This is a genomic window from Tolypothrix sp. PCC 7601 (genome assembly GCF_025677855.1).
Lineage (GTDB): Bacteria > Cyanobacteriota > Cyanobacteriia > Cyanobacteriales > Nostocaceae > Aulosira > Aulosira diplosiphon.
Genome location: NZ_CP064879.1, coordinates 6,135,094 through 6,152,646, shown reverse-complemented (window position 1 = coordinate 6,152,646; position 17,553 = coordinate 6,135,094). Strand labels below are relative to the sequence as shown.

13 protein-coding genes and 1 pseudogene are annotated in these 17,553 nt (G+C 42.0%); 10 read left to right on the top strand and 4 right to left on the bottom strand.

Going from position 1 to position 17,553, the window contains the following annotated elements:
* Position 1 precedes the first annotated feature (1 nt).
* The 4 genes from HG267_RS25230 to HG267_RS25215 all read right to left on the bottom strand — a co-directional run bounded on the left by HG267_RS25230 (position 2) and on the right by HG267_RS25215 (position 4,571).
* Positions 2 to 544 (bottom strand): FcoT family thioesterase, encoded by a 543-nt coding sequence (locus HG267_RS25230; protein ID WP_052335077.1) that lies wholly within the window; start codon positions 542 to 544, stop codon positions 2 to 4.
* Between the two features lie 180 nt (positions 545 to 724).
* Complete coding sequence (locus tag HG267_RS25225) at positions 725 to 1,603, bottom strand: TauD/TfdA dioxygenase family protein (RefSeq protein WP_194007704.1); 879 nt, start codon at positions 1,601 to 1,603, stop codon at positions 725 to 727.
* A 54-nt stretch (positions 1,604 to 1,657) separates the two neighbouring features.
* The gene (locus HG267_RS25220) at positions 1,658 to 2,902 is read right to left on the bottom strand and encodes an MFS transporter (protein ID WP_045868512.1); all 1,245 of its coding nucleotides are present in this window, start codon (positions 2,900 to 2,902) and stop codon (positions 1,658 to 1,660) included.
* A 91-nt stretch (positions 2,903 to 2,993) separates the two neighbouring features.
* Positions 2,994 to 4,571, bottom strand: coding sequence for a long-chain-fatty-acid--CoA ligase (locus HG267_RS25215; protein WP_045868511.1), 1,578 nt, complete (start codon positions 4,569 to 4,571; stop codon positions 2,994 to 2,996).
* Positions 4,572 to 5,569: 998 nt separating this feature from the next.
* Between HG267_RS25215 and HG267_RS25210 the strand changes: the two genes are divergently transcribed.
* The 10 genes and pseudogenes from HG267_RS25210 (at position 5,570) to HG267_RS25165 (ending at position 17,446) form a co-directional block, all read left to right on the top strand.
* On the top strand, positions 5,570 to 8,083 hold the full coding sequence (locus HG267_RS25210; RefSeq protein ID WP_045868510.1) for a TonB-dependent receptor domain-containing protein: 2,514 nt from the start codon (positions 5,570 to 5,572) through the stop codon (positions 8,081 to 8,083).
* A 74-nt stretch (positions 8,084 to 8,157) separates the two neighbouring features.
* Entirely contained in the window at positions 8,158 to 9,339 is a 1,182-nt protein-coding gene (locus HG267_RS25205; RefSeq protein WP_045868509.1) for an MFS transporter, read from the top strand.
* Positions 9,340 to 9,511: 172 nt separating this feature from the next.
* Positions 9,512 to 9,640, top strand: coding sequence for a hypothetical protein (locus HG267_RS25200; RefSeq protein WP_255325157.1), 129 nt, complete (start codon positions 9,512 to 9,514; stop codon positions 9,638 to 9,640).
* Positions 9,641 to 9,891: 251 nt separating this feature from the next.
* Positions 9,892 to 10,393 (top strand): annotated as a pseudogene (locus HG267_RS25195) (transposase).
* Between the two features lie 131 nt (positions 10,394 to 10,524).
* Positions 10,525 to 13,236, top strand: coding sequence for a PAS domain S-box protein (locus HG267_RS25190; protein ID WP_228045156.1), 2,712 nt, complete (start codon positions 10,525 to 10,527; stop codon positions 13,234 to 13,236).
* Positions 13,233 to 13,856, top strand: coding sequence for a response regulator (locus HG267_RS25185; protein WP_045868506.1), 624 nt, complete (start codon positions 13,233 to 13,235; stop codon positions 13,854 to 13,856). Before HG267_RS25190 ends, HG267_RS25185 begins: the two co-directional genes overlap by 4 nt.
* Before the next feature lie 481 nt (positions 13,857 to 14,337).
* Positions 14,338 to 14,931, top strand: a complete 594-nt coding sequence (locus HG267_RS25180; RefSeq protein ID WP_052335076.1) for a hypothetical protein — start codon at positions 14,338 to 14,340, stop codon at positions 14,929 to 14,931.
* A gap of 225 nt (positions 14,932 to 15,156) precedes the next feature.
* Complete coding sequence (locus HG267_RS25175; protein WP_045868505.1) at positions 15,157 to 15,714, top strand: DsbA family protein; 558 nt, start codon at positions 15,157 to 15,159, stop codon at positions 15,712 to 15,714.
* Positions 15,715 to 15,972: 258 nt separating this feature from the next.
* The gene (locus tag HG267_RS25170) at positions 15,973 to 16,431 is read left to right on the top strand and encodes a peptidoglycan-binding domain-containing protein (RefSeq protein WP_210403063.1); all 459 of its coding nucleotides are present in this window, start codon (positions 15,973 to 15,975) and stop codon (positions 16,429 to 16,431) included.
* 67 nt (positions 16,432 to 16,498) lie between these two features.
* The gene (locus tag HG267_RS25165) at positions 16,499 to 17,446 is read left to right on the top strand and encodes a CPBP family intramembrane glutamic endopeptidase (protein ID WP_045868504.1); all 948 of its coding nucleotides are present in this window, start codon (positions 16,499 to 16,501) and stop codon (positions 17,444 to 17,446) included.
* The last annotated feature ends 107 nt before the right edge of the window (positions 17,447 to 17,553 follow it).

Genomic DNA, 17,553 nt, shown 5'->3' with positions numbered 1-17,553 from the left:
TCTATCCCGGAGAATTTACAATCACTAACTTGACACTACCACTGCAATTACCACCTTTATCATCCCAATAACGACAGTTAGTAACTATATACATCATCCCAGATTTGATCCGAATATTAGTAAATTCAATCTCACCCCAAAATTTAGCAGACTGCATAGCCCGGCGAAAGGAACTTGCAAAATTTACAATATAGACATCCGGTAGCTGTTTATTCCAATAATCTGCCATAGTCCACGACTGAAATGAATCCATCAGTCTTTCTTTCACAGATTTAGCTATGACATAATACATCATTTGGTTATAGCAAATATTGAATTCCACTGAATTAAAATGACCAGTATCATCGATATAACATGATTCTGGAATTGAAAATTCACATCGTCCGATTACACGTCCCCCATCCTGAGGATCGCCCTCTTTAATTACTTCAGCAGATTTAAGATACTGGCAATTAGCTTTATAAGGTTTGAGGACTTGTGTCAGTAAGATATCATCATTATTGATGTGGATGCTTTGTTGACTTGAATCTGGAAATTTTAACATGATATTTTCCCCTGATTAAATGACTGTTTTGGTGGGCGTTGCTGATTGAGGATATGGATTTAATTCACGCGGAGACGCAGAGTCGCAGAGAGTAAGAGTTGAGAAGAGTTAATTTTTAAATTTCAAATTCAGCAACGCCTTTTGGTGAGATGTTTTAAACGCAGTGAGAATACAATTGCTCTATAACTGATAAAATGGATAGCTATCGTGCAAGGTCAATCGAAATGTGACGGCTGGTTCGGAATTTGCAGCATAGTGAGCGCAATGAACTAAAGAGCGATTATCCCAAATCCGCACATCCCCTAATTCAAATTCATGATGTTCGATGAATGGACATTGAAAAGTTTTGTCTAACTGACCGGAATGAGTTAACAACTTTTGGAGAATATTTATATCTCGCGGTTTTCCTTCTAAATCATCTATGCGATAGGTAAAACCTTCGGTAACGTAGAGGATGGTTTCTCCTGTAACGGGATGAATAAAGGTTGTTGGATGCTTTGCGGGAGGTGTGACTCGTTCAATCTCGTCCAATATTTCCGAAATCGGACGATAAACATCTTGAGGACGAATTTTAAAAAAACGTCTGACACTGTGATCACAACTCGACTGATTGGCGATCGCTTTCAGGTCATCTGGCAAACTCTGGTATACTTTAGACATATTGATAAAGTAAGTGCCACGCTCCTTACTAGGAAGAATCTGAGGATATACCATTGAAAATGCAAATGGCCTCGGCATAAACGCATAATCAGCGTGCCAAAATTTACCAGTCTTCGGAACTCCAACTTGCTGACCATTTTCAGCAACATTGGAGGAAACAAAAATCTCTTCCCTTTCGGGATGGTGATACATTGGTTGATAGTATTTTTCTACCTCCCCAAGACGATACCCAAAATCGCAATATTCATCAGGTGATAAGTCTTGCTCTTTGATTACAACAATTTTGTATTCATATATCAATTGCTTCACATCCTCAATATCTTGATCTGAAGCAGTTGTATGATTAAAGTCATAAACAACAACTCCCATTCCCTGATTATCTTGATATTGAACTTTCATTGTTTTCTTACTCGCTTCACAGGAAAGTTAATAAATCAAACCGGATTTATATAGTTAACTAATCTTACGTACTGATGGATTTGCTGCCAAGCAAAGACTTGTAATTAACATAATGCTACCTGCAACAGTAAACATAATTGTCAGATTTAAATTAACTAAAATACCAGCCAAAGCAAAAGAAATAGGAGCAATTCCAAAAGCAGAAAACATTCCCAAACTCATCACTCTTCCTAACATTTCCGGTTGAGTTTGTTTCTGAATCCAAGTAATTCCTACCACGGTAAAAATACAACTGCAAAATCCCAGCACTGCAATTGTCATACTAGCTAGTGCTATATTGCCAATAAAGCCAAGTAAAAATAAACCAAAGCCTTGAACACTGGCAATAGTTAACAATAAAACTCCGATGTTGGGAATATTTTTGACAAATTGAGGTGTGAGTGTCCCAATTAACCCACCACCACCCCAAGCTGATTGCAATATTCCTAAAGCTACTGCACCACCTGGGAAGCGACTATGAGCTAGTGAAGTCATCCCAACTTGTAATGGCCCAATAAATAGAAAATTGAGAATTACCATTACCAGCAAAAAGATTCTCAAAGGCTGATTGCGCCATGCGTAGTCAAATCCCTCACGCATACCAGCAATCAAATTCATCGTTTTTTTAGTAGAAGCAGAATTTTGATTTAATTCGCCATTCAATGCTGTTGTTCCCTTCATCAGCAAAAGCGTGATAGTTGTGATAGCAAAAGTTATCCCATCAATGACAAATGCTACTTCAATCCCCGCAGTTGCAATCAGCAAACCACCCAAAGCCGGCCCAATTAGCAAAATCAGTTGGGAAGTTCCTTGGCTTAAAGTATTACTTGCTATTAACTGTTCCTTTGATACCAGACTGGGGATAATTGATTTAGATGCAGGTATAAACAAGCCATCAAATATGCCGAAGCTAGCAGCAAAAAAATAAATATGCCATAGTTGAGTCATTTTCAACGCAACGATGGTTGCAAATAAAACAACCAGTAAACCACGCAAAGCATTGGAAACCAACATCACTAATCGTGGTGAAAAGCGATCGCTCACCACACCACCAAACAGCATCAAAACAGCACGGGGAATTGCTGCACTCATTAACACAGTACCTAACGTAATCCCAGAGTTAGTTAACTGTATTGTTAACCAAGGCAATGCAACGATGTAAAACTGGTCGCCTAGAAGCGAAACAGTTTCACCAATGTACAAAAGTAAAAAGTTGCGTACAGTTAGCGGTTTCCAAAGCGGAATTTTAGAATTTGTCATTGGTCATTTGTCATTAGTCATTGGTCATTTCTTCCTCTGCTTTGCGCTCCTCTGCTTTTAAAAATAAACCCAAACATTTGGGATACTCTCTTTAATTCACACGACGTTCATACCCTTGCCAATATTTCTCCCGAATCTTAGCCTTTTGCAACTTACCACTAGGCGTTCTTGGCAAAGATTCAGTAAACTCAACGCTTCTCGGTAACTTAAAATCAGCAATTTTACCCCGAACAAAATTAATAATATCTAATGCAGTTGCTTTCATGCCTGTTTTCAAAACCACGATCGCTTTGATTGCTTCTCCAAAATCTTCATCTGGAACGCCAATTACTGCTGCCTCTCTGATGGCTGGATGTTCGTATAAAATATTTTCAATTTCTGCTGGATAGACATTTTCACCACCATAAAGAATCATGTCTTTAAAGCGATCGCAAATGTAAACGTAGCCTTCTTTGTCAACATAACCAGCATCACCAGTATGAATCCAGCCATCTACTAAAGTTTTTGCTGTAGCTTCTGGTAATTTCCAATAACCAATCATATTTGCAGGAGATTTGATACAAACTTCACCCACTTCAAAGCAAGATAATTCTTTACCTACACTGTTGATGATGGCTATCGATACGCCAGGAAAGGGTTTACCCGCAGCTTTGAGGATGTTTTTATTTGCAGATGTATGGTCTTTTGCAGGTAAAGAGACGGCACAATTGCCAGTTTCAGTCATTCCATATATTTGCACAAAATTACAATTAAATGTGGCGATCGCATTTTTCAATGATGATTCAGCTATGGGGGAACCGCCATAAATAACGTATTCTAGTGATGAAAAATCTGTTTTTTGGCATAATGGTTCGTTCAACAAAACTTGAATCATGGCTGGAACCATAAATGTCTTAGTAATGCGGTACTTTTCAATTGCTTGGAGAACCTCATCACCGATAAAATTTTCTAAGACAATATTTTCTGCTCCGGCTACTAAACCACGAATCGCCCACCATAAACTACCGATATGGAATAAAGATAAAGTCAGCAAACTCTTGTCAGTTGCGTTCCAATTTATCCATGTTTCGCCTCGTTGAGCAAATTCTTTAGCGATCGCAAAAAAACTATAATGTCCTAATTGCACACCTTTGGGTCTTCCAGTAGTGCCACTAGTATACATTTGTACGGCTACATCATTGGCTGCAACAGCGATATTTGGTAGCTCATCACTATGTTTCTCAGACCAAATATCATAACTCAGACAATCGCCGTCAATTTCTTCTAAGCCAATAATGGTTTTTACACCATCAATCTCATTTCTAATCGCTGCGACTAACTGATAAAATTCCATCCCAACAAACAGAATTTCCACATTAGCATCCCTGAGAATATAGCTAATTTCCGCAGCAGCTAAACGCCAATTAATCGGTACAAAAACAGCTTTTATTTTGCAACAAGCAAATAAAATTTCATAACTCTTAAGCGAATCTTTATCTAGAAGTGCTACTCGCGCACCTGGTTGAATCCCTTGGGATAATAATGAATTTGCGACCTGATTACTTCTTTGCTCTAATTGTGAATAAGTAAGTGATTTATCTTTGAATATCAATGCCTTAGTGTCTGAAAATAGACGTGCTTGCACGCGTGCTAAATCTGCTAACGTTGTTATTTCACTGTTATATATCATCGAAATTACTCAGAAAAATTGCTCAGGTTCTGTTGTGCAGTCCTAACAAGCTATCTGAATCTATTACTAGCAGCCACCAAACATTAAGATTTTGCTTGATTTTATTCAGATATTCAACTAATAAAAAATTGGTACAAAAAGCATTATTTTAAATTTTTGGAACAACTTTAGGGACTTCCAAGTAAAAAAATATTTCATAGAGTACTATTGACTGTTCACAGTTAACAGTCAACACTCTAACCGAAACAATTAATTTTTTGGAGTTCCCTTATAAAAGGTTTTTAATCCAAAATCTAAAAGCCTTTTATCCAAAACTAGTATAAGTTCTGCAAAACAGAAAGCCTAAGTTAATACAGACTTTAGAGCATTGTTAATCTAAAGTCTATTAATTGCATGGAGTATAAAAAAATACATATAAGCTTTTGCTATATATTTTTTAACCTTGAATATATTCAAGGTTAAAAAATATACTCTTTAATCAATATACTTTATAACGGTATTGACGGTTTTTATGCTTTGATAGATACCAAAAATTAAATTGATAGTCTCAATTAACACTTGTTTTTTAAGTAAGTTGATTGATGATTAATTTTATATATTTTTATTTGATTAAAAAAATTTTTTGCTGTTTGACAATAAGTCAAAGAAATCTAAAATGCTTGTTTATTAAGAGTTTTTAAAGTACACCAATCAATAGGTTTTAAATATAAGAATAACTAATCAGAAATTAAATTAAGCAAAATTATTATAAAAATCTAACTTTAGAACATTGTCAACTCTCAACGAACTGAACCGTAATAATTTATTTTTTGGAGATCCCTAAAACTGTTTTTCAAGTTAGAACGCATTTTAGGAAGTTTGACAGTTCGTCATTTGACACTTTAACCACAAAGCCAAACAATTTAGTAGATAAACCCTGGAATCGATTTGCTACTAATGGCTCGAATTTTGTCAAATTTTATTGACAATTTGAGTTGTTTTTTTGGTGTGAGGATTGAATGAAGAAACTATATTTACTGGAAAATTTTGGACTAGCTGTCATACTTGCCATATTTATCAATCAACAAGCTTTAGCTGTAACAAAAGAAGATCATCAAATTCCCCAACTTTCAGATATTAAGCTTCCTCACACAAGTGTCAAGGAGTGGCTAGCTCAACAAGAGCAATCTACTATTCTAATAACAGGGATAAAGTTGAATCAGACGGCTACTGGGCTAGAAGTGATTTTAGAAACATCTGCATCTGACAAGCTGCAAGCCACAACTAAAATAGAAGGTAATAACTTTCTTGCAAATATTCCTAATGCACAACTGCGTTTAGCAAGTGGTAACACTTTCCGTCAAGAAAAGCCAGTTGCGGGAATTACTGAAGTTTTGGCAGTAAATCAAGATGCAAATAGTATCCAAATTACTGTAGTGGGAACAACTCAGACCCCAAAAGTCGAATTATTTGACAGCGATGAAGGTTTAGTTTTAGGGGTGACACCAACAACACCTGAAACTCAACCATCAGTCGATAGCCAAAAACCTAATGAACCAGATATTGAACTAGTCGTTACCGCACAAAAACGACCGGAAGACGCACAGGATGTACCCATTAGTGTGACGGTAATACCTCGTCAGGAAATAGAAGATGCTCAAATCGATTCTTTGATTGATATTGCCAATCAAACGCCCAACTTTAACTTTCTTCCCACATCTTCCGGCGGTACCGAGTTTAGTAATTACAGTTTGCGGGGTTTGAACAATCAAAATTTCCTGACTGCTCAGGATAGCGTAGCCTTTTATATTGATGATGTTCCCATTGACTATAACGGTTTTCTAGACTTGGCTTTACTCGATCTAGAACAAATAGAAGTGCTAAGAGGCCCGCAAAGTACGCTCTACGGACGAAATAGTTCTGGTGGGGTCGTCAATATCATTTCTCGTCAAGCAACGCCAGAACCAGAAACACGACTTAGTGCAAGTTACGGTAGATTTAACAGCCGCGAATTCCAATTTTCTCTCAACGATGCTTTAGTTGACGATAAACTATCACTGCGAATTGCGGGAGCTTACAGAGGACAGGATGGATTTATTAGGAACCTAGCCACAGGTAATGAAATAGGCGAGCGATCGCGGTTAGCTGCAAGAGCGCAACTTTTGTGGACACCCACACCTGACTGGACAGTATCTTTTAATAGCTATAACAGCTTTACAGATGATGGTAATCCGACTTATAACAAGCTAAATCCTGCTGACCCATTCGAGGTTAATTTACAAACAGAAGGATACAATAAGTTAGATACAAATACCCAAGCTTTAAAAATCGGTTACAACGGTGGAGGTTTCCGAGCCACATCCATCACCGCACGTCGTTTTACCCATCAAGAAAACCTTGTGCCGGGAAGCACAGGAGCGGTACAAATTATTGATGGTATTGACTCCACATTATGGACGCAGGAATTACGTTTCCAATCTCCAGAAACGGCAAAGCGTTTTCAATGGTTGTTAGGTGCTTACTACGAATCTCGTGACTTTAACGTTGGCGATGCTCAAACCGACTTTCCTGGATTTGGCAGATTTAGACGTACTGGAGACGATTATCGTCAAACCTACGCGGTATTTGGACAACTAGATTATCAGCTGATAGAACCATTAACTGTATTTGCTGGTTTACGTTACGAATCTAGTGATGCATCTTCAGATAGTACTTATGACTCAGTAAACGCTAATGGAACGCTAACTCCACTGCGTCCGGCATTCACCAATGAAAAAGTCAGTAATAATGCTTTGATTCCCCGCTTCGGTTTGAAATATCAATTCAATCCTAATGTAATGGGATACGTGACCATTGCCCAAGGTTATAGACCGGGGGGATTAAACTATCGAGCCAATAGCGAAGCAGAACTGCGATTTGGAGAAGAAAAAACCTGGAGTTATGAAGTGGGTTTGAAATCTTCTTGGCTGGATAATCGTTTAATTGCTAACCTATCAATCTTTCACAACGATGTAAATAATTATCAAGTTTTGCAATATGACGCAAGTGGTTTTTTTGGCAGAGTTAACAATGTTGACCTCCAAGCCACTGGAGTAGAATTTGAACTAAAAGCAAAACCAGCTAAAGGATTCGATTTAACTGCATCAGTTGGTTATGTAGATAGTATATACAAAAACTACCTAAATTCCGATACAGGTGTAGACTTAAGCAATAATCAAGTTCCCCTTTCCCCACAATTTACCTACAATTTAGCTGCTCAATATCGCAGTTCGGGAGGCTTATTTGCTCGTGCAGAATTGCGTGGTTATGGGATTACTTATTTTGATGATGCGAACCAAATCAAGCAAGAACCATATGCCTTAGTTAATGCCCGCATCGGTTATGAAGCTGAGAAATATGGCATTTATTTATATGCAAATAACTTGTTTGATACTCGCTACATCACCTCTGGATTCTTGTTTCCAGTACCGGATGGAACCGCAGGATTTGGCGATCCCGTGACCTATGGCGTGCAAGTTAAAGCTAATTTTTAATTTAATTGTTATAGCGATGGGAAAAATTATCTTTTCTGTCGCTATTTTTGATTTGTTATCCTCCGCATATCGCCATGCTTGCTAAATTAATTCTACTTGCCGCACTTTATACTACTCAATTCATTCCGACAACCTTTTTTATTCAAACCGTACCTGTTTTTATGCGACAACAAAATATGTCGCTGGATGCTATCGGGTTGTTAAGTTTTCTCATTCTTCCCTCAGCGTTAAAATTTCTGTGGTCGCCTTTTATTGACCGCTACAGTTTGCCAAAGTTAGGACATTATCGCGGTTGGATTATCTGTTTTCAACTTCTGTTAGCACTTGTAACATTTGGATGTGGATTTATTGATATTCGAGAGCATTTTAATATCTTAATTGTTTGTATGTTTCTCGCTTTTTTATTCTCCGCCAGCCAAGATATTGCCACTGATGCCTTAGCCGTAAATTTACTCGAACTACGAGAAAGAGGATTAGGAAATGCTATTCAAGCTGGTGGAAATGTTTTTGGTGCTATTATTGGTGGGGGCGGAGTGCTGATTCTACTAGATAGAATCGGCTGGCGGTATAGCTTAATAATTATGTCAGTTGTAATTTTACTGACTTTAATTCCAGTAATATTGTATAAAGAACAAGTTAGTCATAAATCTCAGAAATCAAACTTTTTTAAATCTTATTTTCTACCTTTTATCAACTTTCTCTCGCGTCCCAAAGCATTACCGTGGCTTTTCGTTATATTGCTATATATGGGATGCGAAATGATGTCAGGGACAATGCTGCGTCCGCTTTTTGTTGATAGAGGTTTGTCGCTCTCAGATATCGGCTTGATGTTAGGTATTATTAGTTACAGTGTCCGTATTATTAGTGCTTTGATTGCAGGATTTTTAATTACCCACTTGGGAAGGTTACGTTCTCTAACTCTATTTGGTTTTGCTGCCAGCATGATGACACTTTTGTACATCATACCTGCAATTGGTATCAGTAGTTTACCTGTGCTGTATGCTGTTAGTATCACAGTCAATGCAGTCCAAAGTATGGCATATACTGCATTACTAAGCGCCATGATGGATAAATGCGAATCAGCAACAGCCGCTACTGATTATGCACTTCAAGTATCAGTAGTATACCTTGGGGGAATTGCTGCTTCAGTTCTGAGTGGTGCGATCGCCAATGCTATGGGATATACATTTATGTTTGTAATTAGTGCTGCACTGAGTTTATTAAGCGTATTAATCATCACTAAATTGCAGACATAGAACTGAAACCTTCGTAAGGCATATCCCTCTTCTAAGGGTAATTGAAGAACAAGGCAAAGCGATCGCATGAGTGAAGAAAGGAATTCATGAGAGCTGGTGTGATAATCCCACGGGATTGTTTATCAACAGGTGCAAAAGTGGGGCTAAGGGCAACAATACAGTAACGAGCAATGTGAGTACTTGGTTCGAGTGGGCCAGGAAACAGAGGATTGTGATTGCGATGTTTGGTAGTGTCGTTTTTACACCGGATGGGGATGCGGTGGAAGTACAGGAGATGATGCGGCGGTATCCGGTAAATTAAAATACGTAAATATAAAAAGTATTTTATAACACTTTAATTAGGAGATTACACAGGTATGCTGCAATGCCAAGCCTTAACTAAATTTTTCCGTTAAGTCTCTACTCATCGTTAATTTAAAAAATGAGCTTGTTTGTTGTAACACTAGAATTTAATGGCGTTGTTGCGTGAATAGGCAAAATGGTAAATTCTACCTATGCCTATGTTAGCTTGCCACCTAGCCCTGCATATGATGACGAAAGCAAGCGTACAAAGTGAAAAATTGGAACGCTTATGATGCAGCACTAAAGCAACGAGGCAGTATAACTTTCTGGGTAAATGAAGAGATAATCGAGCAGTGGCGTAACCAACAGAAGACAGGTAGAAAGGGTAGTTCCAATTATTACAGTGACGTGGTGATCGCTAAAATGGGGACGATTCAGTCGGTGTTTCATCTATCAGGGCGGCAAGCAGCAATTCCACCTCGTAGCAACGCCAAAATTCAACAACACCCAGACTGGCAAGCACAGCTACATCCTAGAGATGAAAACCTCCGACGGGTGAACCAAGTCGGGCTTAAGCAATGGAAACAAGAAACTGGTTATCATCGTCGTTCTTTGTCCGAAACTGCAATCTTTCGCCTTAAAATCATCAATGGTTGTAAGTTAAGACGACGCTATGCATGATAATCAGGCTGTTGAGTTATTTCTACAATGTGCCGCGCTTAATCGCATGATCCAGTTAGGTAAACCAGACACTTACAAAGTTGAAGGTTAATTTCAAATCCAATTACGGATTGGTATGTCCTTTTTTTCTTTCATGCAACAAAGCCGCTCGATGCTTCAAACTGCCAAAAAGTAGCTAGCTTGGCTCAATTGTGTTAACATCAATCGAGAAAAGATGCAGAAATGGGCAAAACACGCCCCATGAATTATCTACAGAAATTTCATCTAGTCGAGGCAGAAAAAGCGCGAGTCTTAGGGCAATTTTTTGAGGCTGAAGAGTTTTACGAACGAGCGATCGCTCTTGCTGCTGAAAATGAGTTTATCCAGGAAGAAGCACTCGCCTATGAATTAGCGGCAAAACATTATTTGGCGCGAGGTCGGTCAAAAATTGCCCAAACCTACATGAAAGAGGCGCACTATTGCTACGATCGCTGGGGCGCAACCGCTAAAGTTAAAGATTTAGAAAAACGCTATCCACAACTCCTCAAAACCAACCTAGTTCGGCAATCACATTCAATCGTGACCGATGAAACTATCCGTCATCCGACTGCGGCGATCGATTTGGCGGCGGTGATGAAAGCGGCTCAAGCCATCTCAGAAATGATCCATCTCGATCAATTAACTGCAACGTTGATGCAGGTGGTGATAGAAAATACCGGAGCCGAAACTGGCGCTCTGATTCTCTTGGAAGATGATCGGCTCACTGTTGTGGCTCAGTGCAGTGGAAGTAGACAGTGTAACCTAGAAAAGATCACTGTTGCTGGCTGTGCGACAATTCCTGTCTCCGTTATCCAATCAGTAGAACGCACATCTGAAACTCTGGTGTTTGATGATGCAGTCAGCGAACCGTCTTTTTTGACTGATCGGTATATTCAAAACCAACAAACGCGATCGCTCCTGTGTATGCCCATTCTCAAGCAAAATCAGCTGATTGGCATACTTTATCTGGAGAACAATCTCAGTCCCGGAGTGTTTACTAGCGATCGCTTGCAAGTACTTAAACTGTTGATTGCTCAGGCAGCAATTTCACTAGAAAATGCTCGGTTATATGAACGGTTATCGGATTATTCCGAAACACTGGAAAGGAAGGTAGAAGAGCAAACTCAAGCTTTGCAGCAGGAAATCGCGGAACGGCAACAAACCGAAGCCGCATTGAGACAAAGTGAAGCAAATTATCGCAACCTGCTACAAACCGCGAATTCCGTTATCATTCGCTATGATCCGCAAGGACGGATTCGCTACATCAACGATTATGGGGTAAAACTTCTTGGCTATGAAGAACATCAGATTTTAGGGCGGAGCTTATTTGAAACCATCATTCCAGAAACAGAACTTTCTGGACGTGATGTGAGACCCTTTGTCCATGATTTACTTCGTAATCCTCAATCGTACCCGCAAGGCGAGGGTGAAAACCTGTGTCGAGACGGTCGGCGAGTTTGGGTTGTTTGGTCAAATCAAGCCATCTTCAATGAACAAGGAGATGTCGTTGAAATCTTATCGGTTGGCAATGACACCACCCAGCGTAGACAAGCAGAAGAGGCATTACAACGCAGTGAAGCCAAGTTCCGAACTATCTTTGAAAACTCCCAGGTTGGCATCTACCGAACCCGCACCGATGATGGCTTAATTCTCAATGCCAATCAACGCTTTGCCGATCTGTTTGGTTTTGATTCACCCCAAGAAATTATTGGAATTGAACACACTATAGGCTATTGGGTCAATCCCAGCGATCGCCAACAAGGCATTGAGGTGATGAAGCGGGATGGGGAAGTGCGAAGCTATGAAGCACAGATGCGAAAACGAGATGGGACAGTGTTTTGGGGACTTTTCTCTTCTTATTTGAATGCAGCCGATGACTACATCGAAGGGGTGATTGCAGATATTAGCGATCGCAAACAGGCAGAAGTAGCGTTGCAAGCCTCTGAAGCAGAACTGCGATCGCTCTTTTCAGCCATTCCCGATCCGCTGTGTATCTTCACTGCCCAAGGGCAATTGATCTGTGCAATCAAAGGAAATCCGTCATATGGAGAGTTGCATAGGGAGGAGTATATTGGTAAAACACTGCATCAACTCTATGCTACGGGACAAGCTGATGAATTTCTGAGTTACATTCAGCAGGTGCTGAGAACCCAACAAGTACTCACAGTTGAATACAGCCAGTGGATAGCTGGACGAGAAATGTGGTTTTCGGCTCGCATTGCACCGATTCGGCACGAACAGGTGATTTGGATAGCGCGAGATATTACACTGCAAAAGCGAGCAGAAGCAGCCTCAATTTTGGAAGAACGCAACCGCATGGCGCGTGAAATTCACGACACACTCGCTCAGGCGTTTACAGGCATTCTGGCTCAGGTGGGAGCGGCAAAACAGGTGCTAACGGATGATTTAGAAGCCACGGAGGCACACCTAGACCTGATCAAAGAATTGGCGCGAACTGGACTGGTTGAAGCGCGGCGATCGGTAGTAGCGCTCCGTCCTCAGCTTTTGGAGGAAGGCAGTCTACAGAGCGCTCTACATCGTCTCGTCGCTCAACTCAGAACTGCCGCAATGGATACCACTTTATATTATGAGATTGAGGGTGCAGTATATTCTCTGCCGACTGAAGTCGAGAGTAATCTACTGCGGATTGGGCAGGAAGCCTTAACCAATGCGATTCGACACGCCAATGCTGATGAAATTCGAGTGGAGCTAATCTACGATCGCGATCGGTTTTGCTTGCGCGTGAGAGACAATGGACAGGGCTTTGGAGTTGGGATTATTCCAGCCTCTCTTGGTTTTGGCTTACTAGGCATGAGCGAACGGGCAGAGCGCATCGGCGCACAACTCACGATTAGGAGTCAACCTGGAGAAGGAACAGAGATGATTGTTACCGTCGATCAGGAGGCGTTACCATGAGCCAAGCCATTCGGGTTCTGATTGCAGACGATCATGCTATTTTTCGGCAAGGATTAGCCACCATTATTAACCGTGACCCAGATATGCAGGTGATTGCCCAAGCCGAAAATGGGGAACAAGCGATCGCTCTATTTGGGGAACACCAACCAGATGTCACGCTCATGGATCTGCGAATGCCTGAAGTGGAAGGAGTTGCCGCCATCGGTGCAATTTGTGCTACTGCTAAATCTGCTCGGATTATTGTACTGACCACGTATGATAGTGACGAAGATATTTATCGGGGATTGCAGGCAGGCGCAAAAGGATATCTGTTGAAAGAAACTGAACCTGACGAGCTTCTGAATGCTATTCGTACCGTTCATCGGGGTCAGAAGTATATTCCGCCTGATGTAGGAGCAAAGTTGGTACAGCGCCTCAGCAATCCAGAACTGAGTGAAAGAGAACTAGAAGTACTCCGCTCACTGGCGCAGGGAATGAGCAATGCCGATATTGCAGCTGCTTTGAGTATTGGTGAAGGCACTGTCAAATCTCATGTCAATCGGATTTTGAATAAGTTGGATGTGAGCGATCGCACCCAAGCTGTAATTGTTGCCGTTAAACGCGGCATTGTTAATTTATGAGGCGTACTTTCGATAGAAGTGGGATTCTAACTTGAGTTAGAACCAGCCTTCTACTCCACGATGGCATGGTTGCTCTATCCATTTATACTGTAAAATTTTTAACTTGCTATAGACGACAGCTTGAAGGCGATCTCCTATATTAAATTTATGCAAATAGAAGTGCATCCAATCAGGCAAATCATGCTCCTTGAGAGCGGTAATACCAATTCACAAAAAATTTGATACAGATGCAAACGCTAAAAAGTATGCTGAGTCTCACTTTCTTCATTTTGAATTTTGAATTTTGAATTGGTATAAGAGGCTGTCTCTAAAGAAATGTAAAGGGGACGGAAGCGGGCGATCGCAAACGCTCAAATCCTGATTCATACGACCAATCTGGTGCCTTTACACGGTTGATATCCGAAGTTTTCCGCCGGGAAGAGTAGACGCTAAAAGGAAACCCATTAGCTTTCTCAATAGATAGAACTAGGAGAATCCAATCATGGTCAAACAGCAATCTGTAGACGAACAAGCAAATGGAAAGGCAACTAGCAACCTGACACCAGCCCAGGAGTTTTTGCAAGAAATCTGGGATGAGCATCTGCGGCTTGAGTTTGACGCTCACAACACTGAAGATACTCTCGCCACGATGGTTGAGGATGCTTACGTTAACGGCATTCCGGTAATGATTGGGGGAGTAGGGAAACCGGCACTGCGCGAGTTTTATTCCAAGTACTTCATTCCACAGATGCCGCCGGACATGGAGCTGACTCCAGTCTCGCGCACAATCGGAACCAATCAACTCGTCGATGAAATGCTAGTTAAGTTCACTCATACCATCCAGATGGACTGGATGCTACCTGGCATTGCTCCGACTCTTAAACGGGTTGAAGTGGCATTGGTAGTAATTGTTCAGTTTCGTGACGACAAGCTAGCCCACGAACACCTCTACTGGGATCAGGCGAGTGTATTGGTTCAACTCGGTATGCTTGATCCGGGTACACTGCCCGTTGTAGGGGTTGACAGTGCACGCAAGGTACTTGATCCGAGCTTGCCCTCAAACGCACTGATCGATCGTGCCAGTGATCGCAACTAAGTGCAGGAGCCAGCAAATATCAATGCCTAAACCCGCCATTTTGCAACCAGGATCGTACTCATCCTGGTTGTAGGAGGCGCTTCTGATTGCTGGCTCCTACACGTATTGCTCATTGAGTTTTTGACAAAGTGACACAGCCATTCACAACAAGAGGTAACTATCATGATGCTGAATGGATTGAGTAAGTAAATTGCCAGGTTCCATGCTTGCTGCAAACATAAAAAAATGAACGACGATCGCAGCTACAGTTCCTTACTTGTACTCCCTTCAACTCAAGATTGGATGCAAGGTGTGCTGAGTGCCAAGGTCGTGCTGGTGATGTATGGAGACTATCAATGCTCTAAAAGTGCGGATGTTTACAGGATAATTCAAAGAATCAAACAAGAGCTGAGTGCTTCTTTTGGAGAAGATGATTTATGCTTTATCTTCCGTCATTTTCCGCAAGCACAGATTCATCCCCAAGCTCAACGGGCAGCCCAAGCAGCCGTTGCCGCTGCCGCTCAGGGACAGTTTTGGTCAATGCACGACACTTTGTTTGCCCATCAACAGAAGTTAGAAAATGGTTATCTTGTAGAGTACGCCAATGATTTAGGGCTTGATATCCCTCAATTTCTTAAAGAGTTGTCTAAACAAGTGCATATTGATCGTGTCAATGAAGATATCGAAAGTGGATGCAAGAGTGGAATAACGGCTACTCCAGCCCTATTTATCAATAACATTCGATATACTGGGCGCTGGAAAATGGCAGAGTTGATGACAGCCATTGTTGCTGCAAGTCACTAAGCTCTATTCATATCTGATACCAATTTGAAAAAAGAATGCGACAGATACACAGACCCAAAGCCTTATCCTGTCTAGATTCTTAATTTTGAATTTTGAATTTTGAATTGGTATGACTTGTTTGTTAGTGCTAGTAAGCTATCGAATGCGTGATGGCTAACTTTTGACTGTTTTGTGGAACTTAAGCGCCTCACTGGAATCACCCCAAAACAGGTTCGCTAACACGATACGAATTATTCATAGCGACAAACAGGAGAAAAGATGATGAAATTAACTACAACACGACGCTCAATTTCTAGAATCACTGGGATGCTTGCTAAAACCACTCTATCAATCATCGTGATAACGGGAGTAGGTGGGGTTTTGCGAATGCATCCGGCGATCGCTACCCCTCCACCTCAACAATCTCCTATTCTTGTTGCAACCGCCTACACGGATCTCACATTGCCAACCTTGAGACAGGGCGATCGCGGTAGAAGAGTGCAAATGTTGCAGCAAATTCTCTTAGATAATGGGTTCTTAAATGCTGCTGGAGTCAGGTTGGGAAATCCGAGGGGTGCGGTTGTTGATGGTGCATTTGGCGCGATTACAGAATCTGCGGTGAGAGATTTACAACAACGCTACAACATCCCCGTTACAGGACAGGTTAACCCTGTGACTTGGGAAGTGCTGGATATGCGGGAGAATCCCTATCGATCGCCGCTCCCCTGGAAAGTGTAAGCGTCCTCCCAGGTAACTGGCGGTCAGATCCAAGCACTACATCCACGCACAAATCAAGGAGACACAGATGAGGATTAAAGCAACCCAAGGACATCAGGGAAGCGGAACGGAAGTGAAAGACGCGACTTACGTGGATGCTGCCGGGTGGGGTAAGTATCGGTGGTGGCGGTATGTTCTGGGGCTGATGATCATTCTCTTTGCCTGGATGATCGTCGCTAACTTCGTTAGTGCGCTCGTCGCGCTCGCGCTCGGCGGCAAAGAGGGTGTCGCGGCGCTCAGTCGGCTGGATTACGCCGCGTTCGGTTCTGTGGGAGGTTTCGTCGTAGTCATGGCAGGTTTTCCGATGTTCCTCGCAGGAATTCTCATCGCCGTCTCCCTCATTCACCAGCGTCATCCCCGAACGCTCGTGACGGCGCGGGAGAGGATCAGTTGGACTCGCATCGGTCACGGCTTCGTGGCTGGGTTCGTGCCGTGGGTTCTGCTCGGCGGGCTAGGGCAGTACCTCCTCTACCCCAATAGCTTCTCCTTCAACTCAGACCTTAAGACGTTCGCGCTCTTCGTGCCTTTGGCACTAGTCATCACCGCAATCCAGACGACCACCGAGGAGCTTTTCTTTCGCGGGTACATCGTGCAGGGTGCGAGCCTGATCTGGTCGAACCGCATGTTTCTGGCGATCGTCTCAGCCGCGATCTTCACCCTGCCGCACGCCACCAACCCAGAGTCACAGGAGGGTGGCTGGATCGGGATGTTCCTCGGCTACTTCGTCGGCACGGGTCTATTATATGCGGTCGTTTCATTGATCGACGGCACTACCGAGCTTGCGATCGGCGCGCACTTCGCCAACAATCTCGCGTACTTTCTCTTGTTCAACTGGTCTGGAAGCTTCTTCACCACGCCAGCGCTGTTCAGCATCAGCGAGTACCATGCGAGATTCTATGACATCACCTCTCTTGTGCTGATTCCTGTTTTCCTCGTAATCGTTTTCCGGGTGTTCAAACGCAATAAGGCATCTTAACTCGTTTCCCAGAGCTACCGGAACGCTCTTCGGTAATCCCGTCAAATCCTGAAAACAATCGCAAAGGCAACTAGCGACCAGATCCAAGTACCACATCCACGCACCGG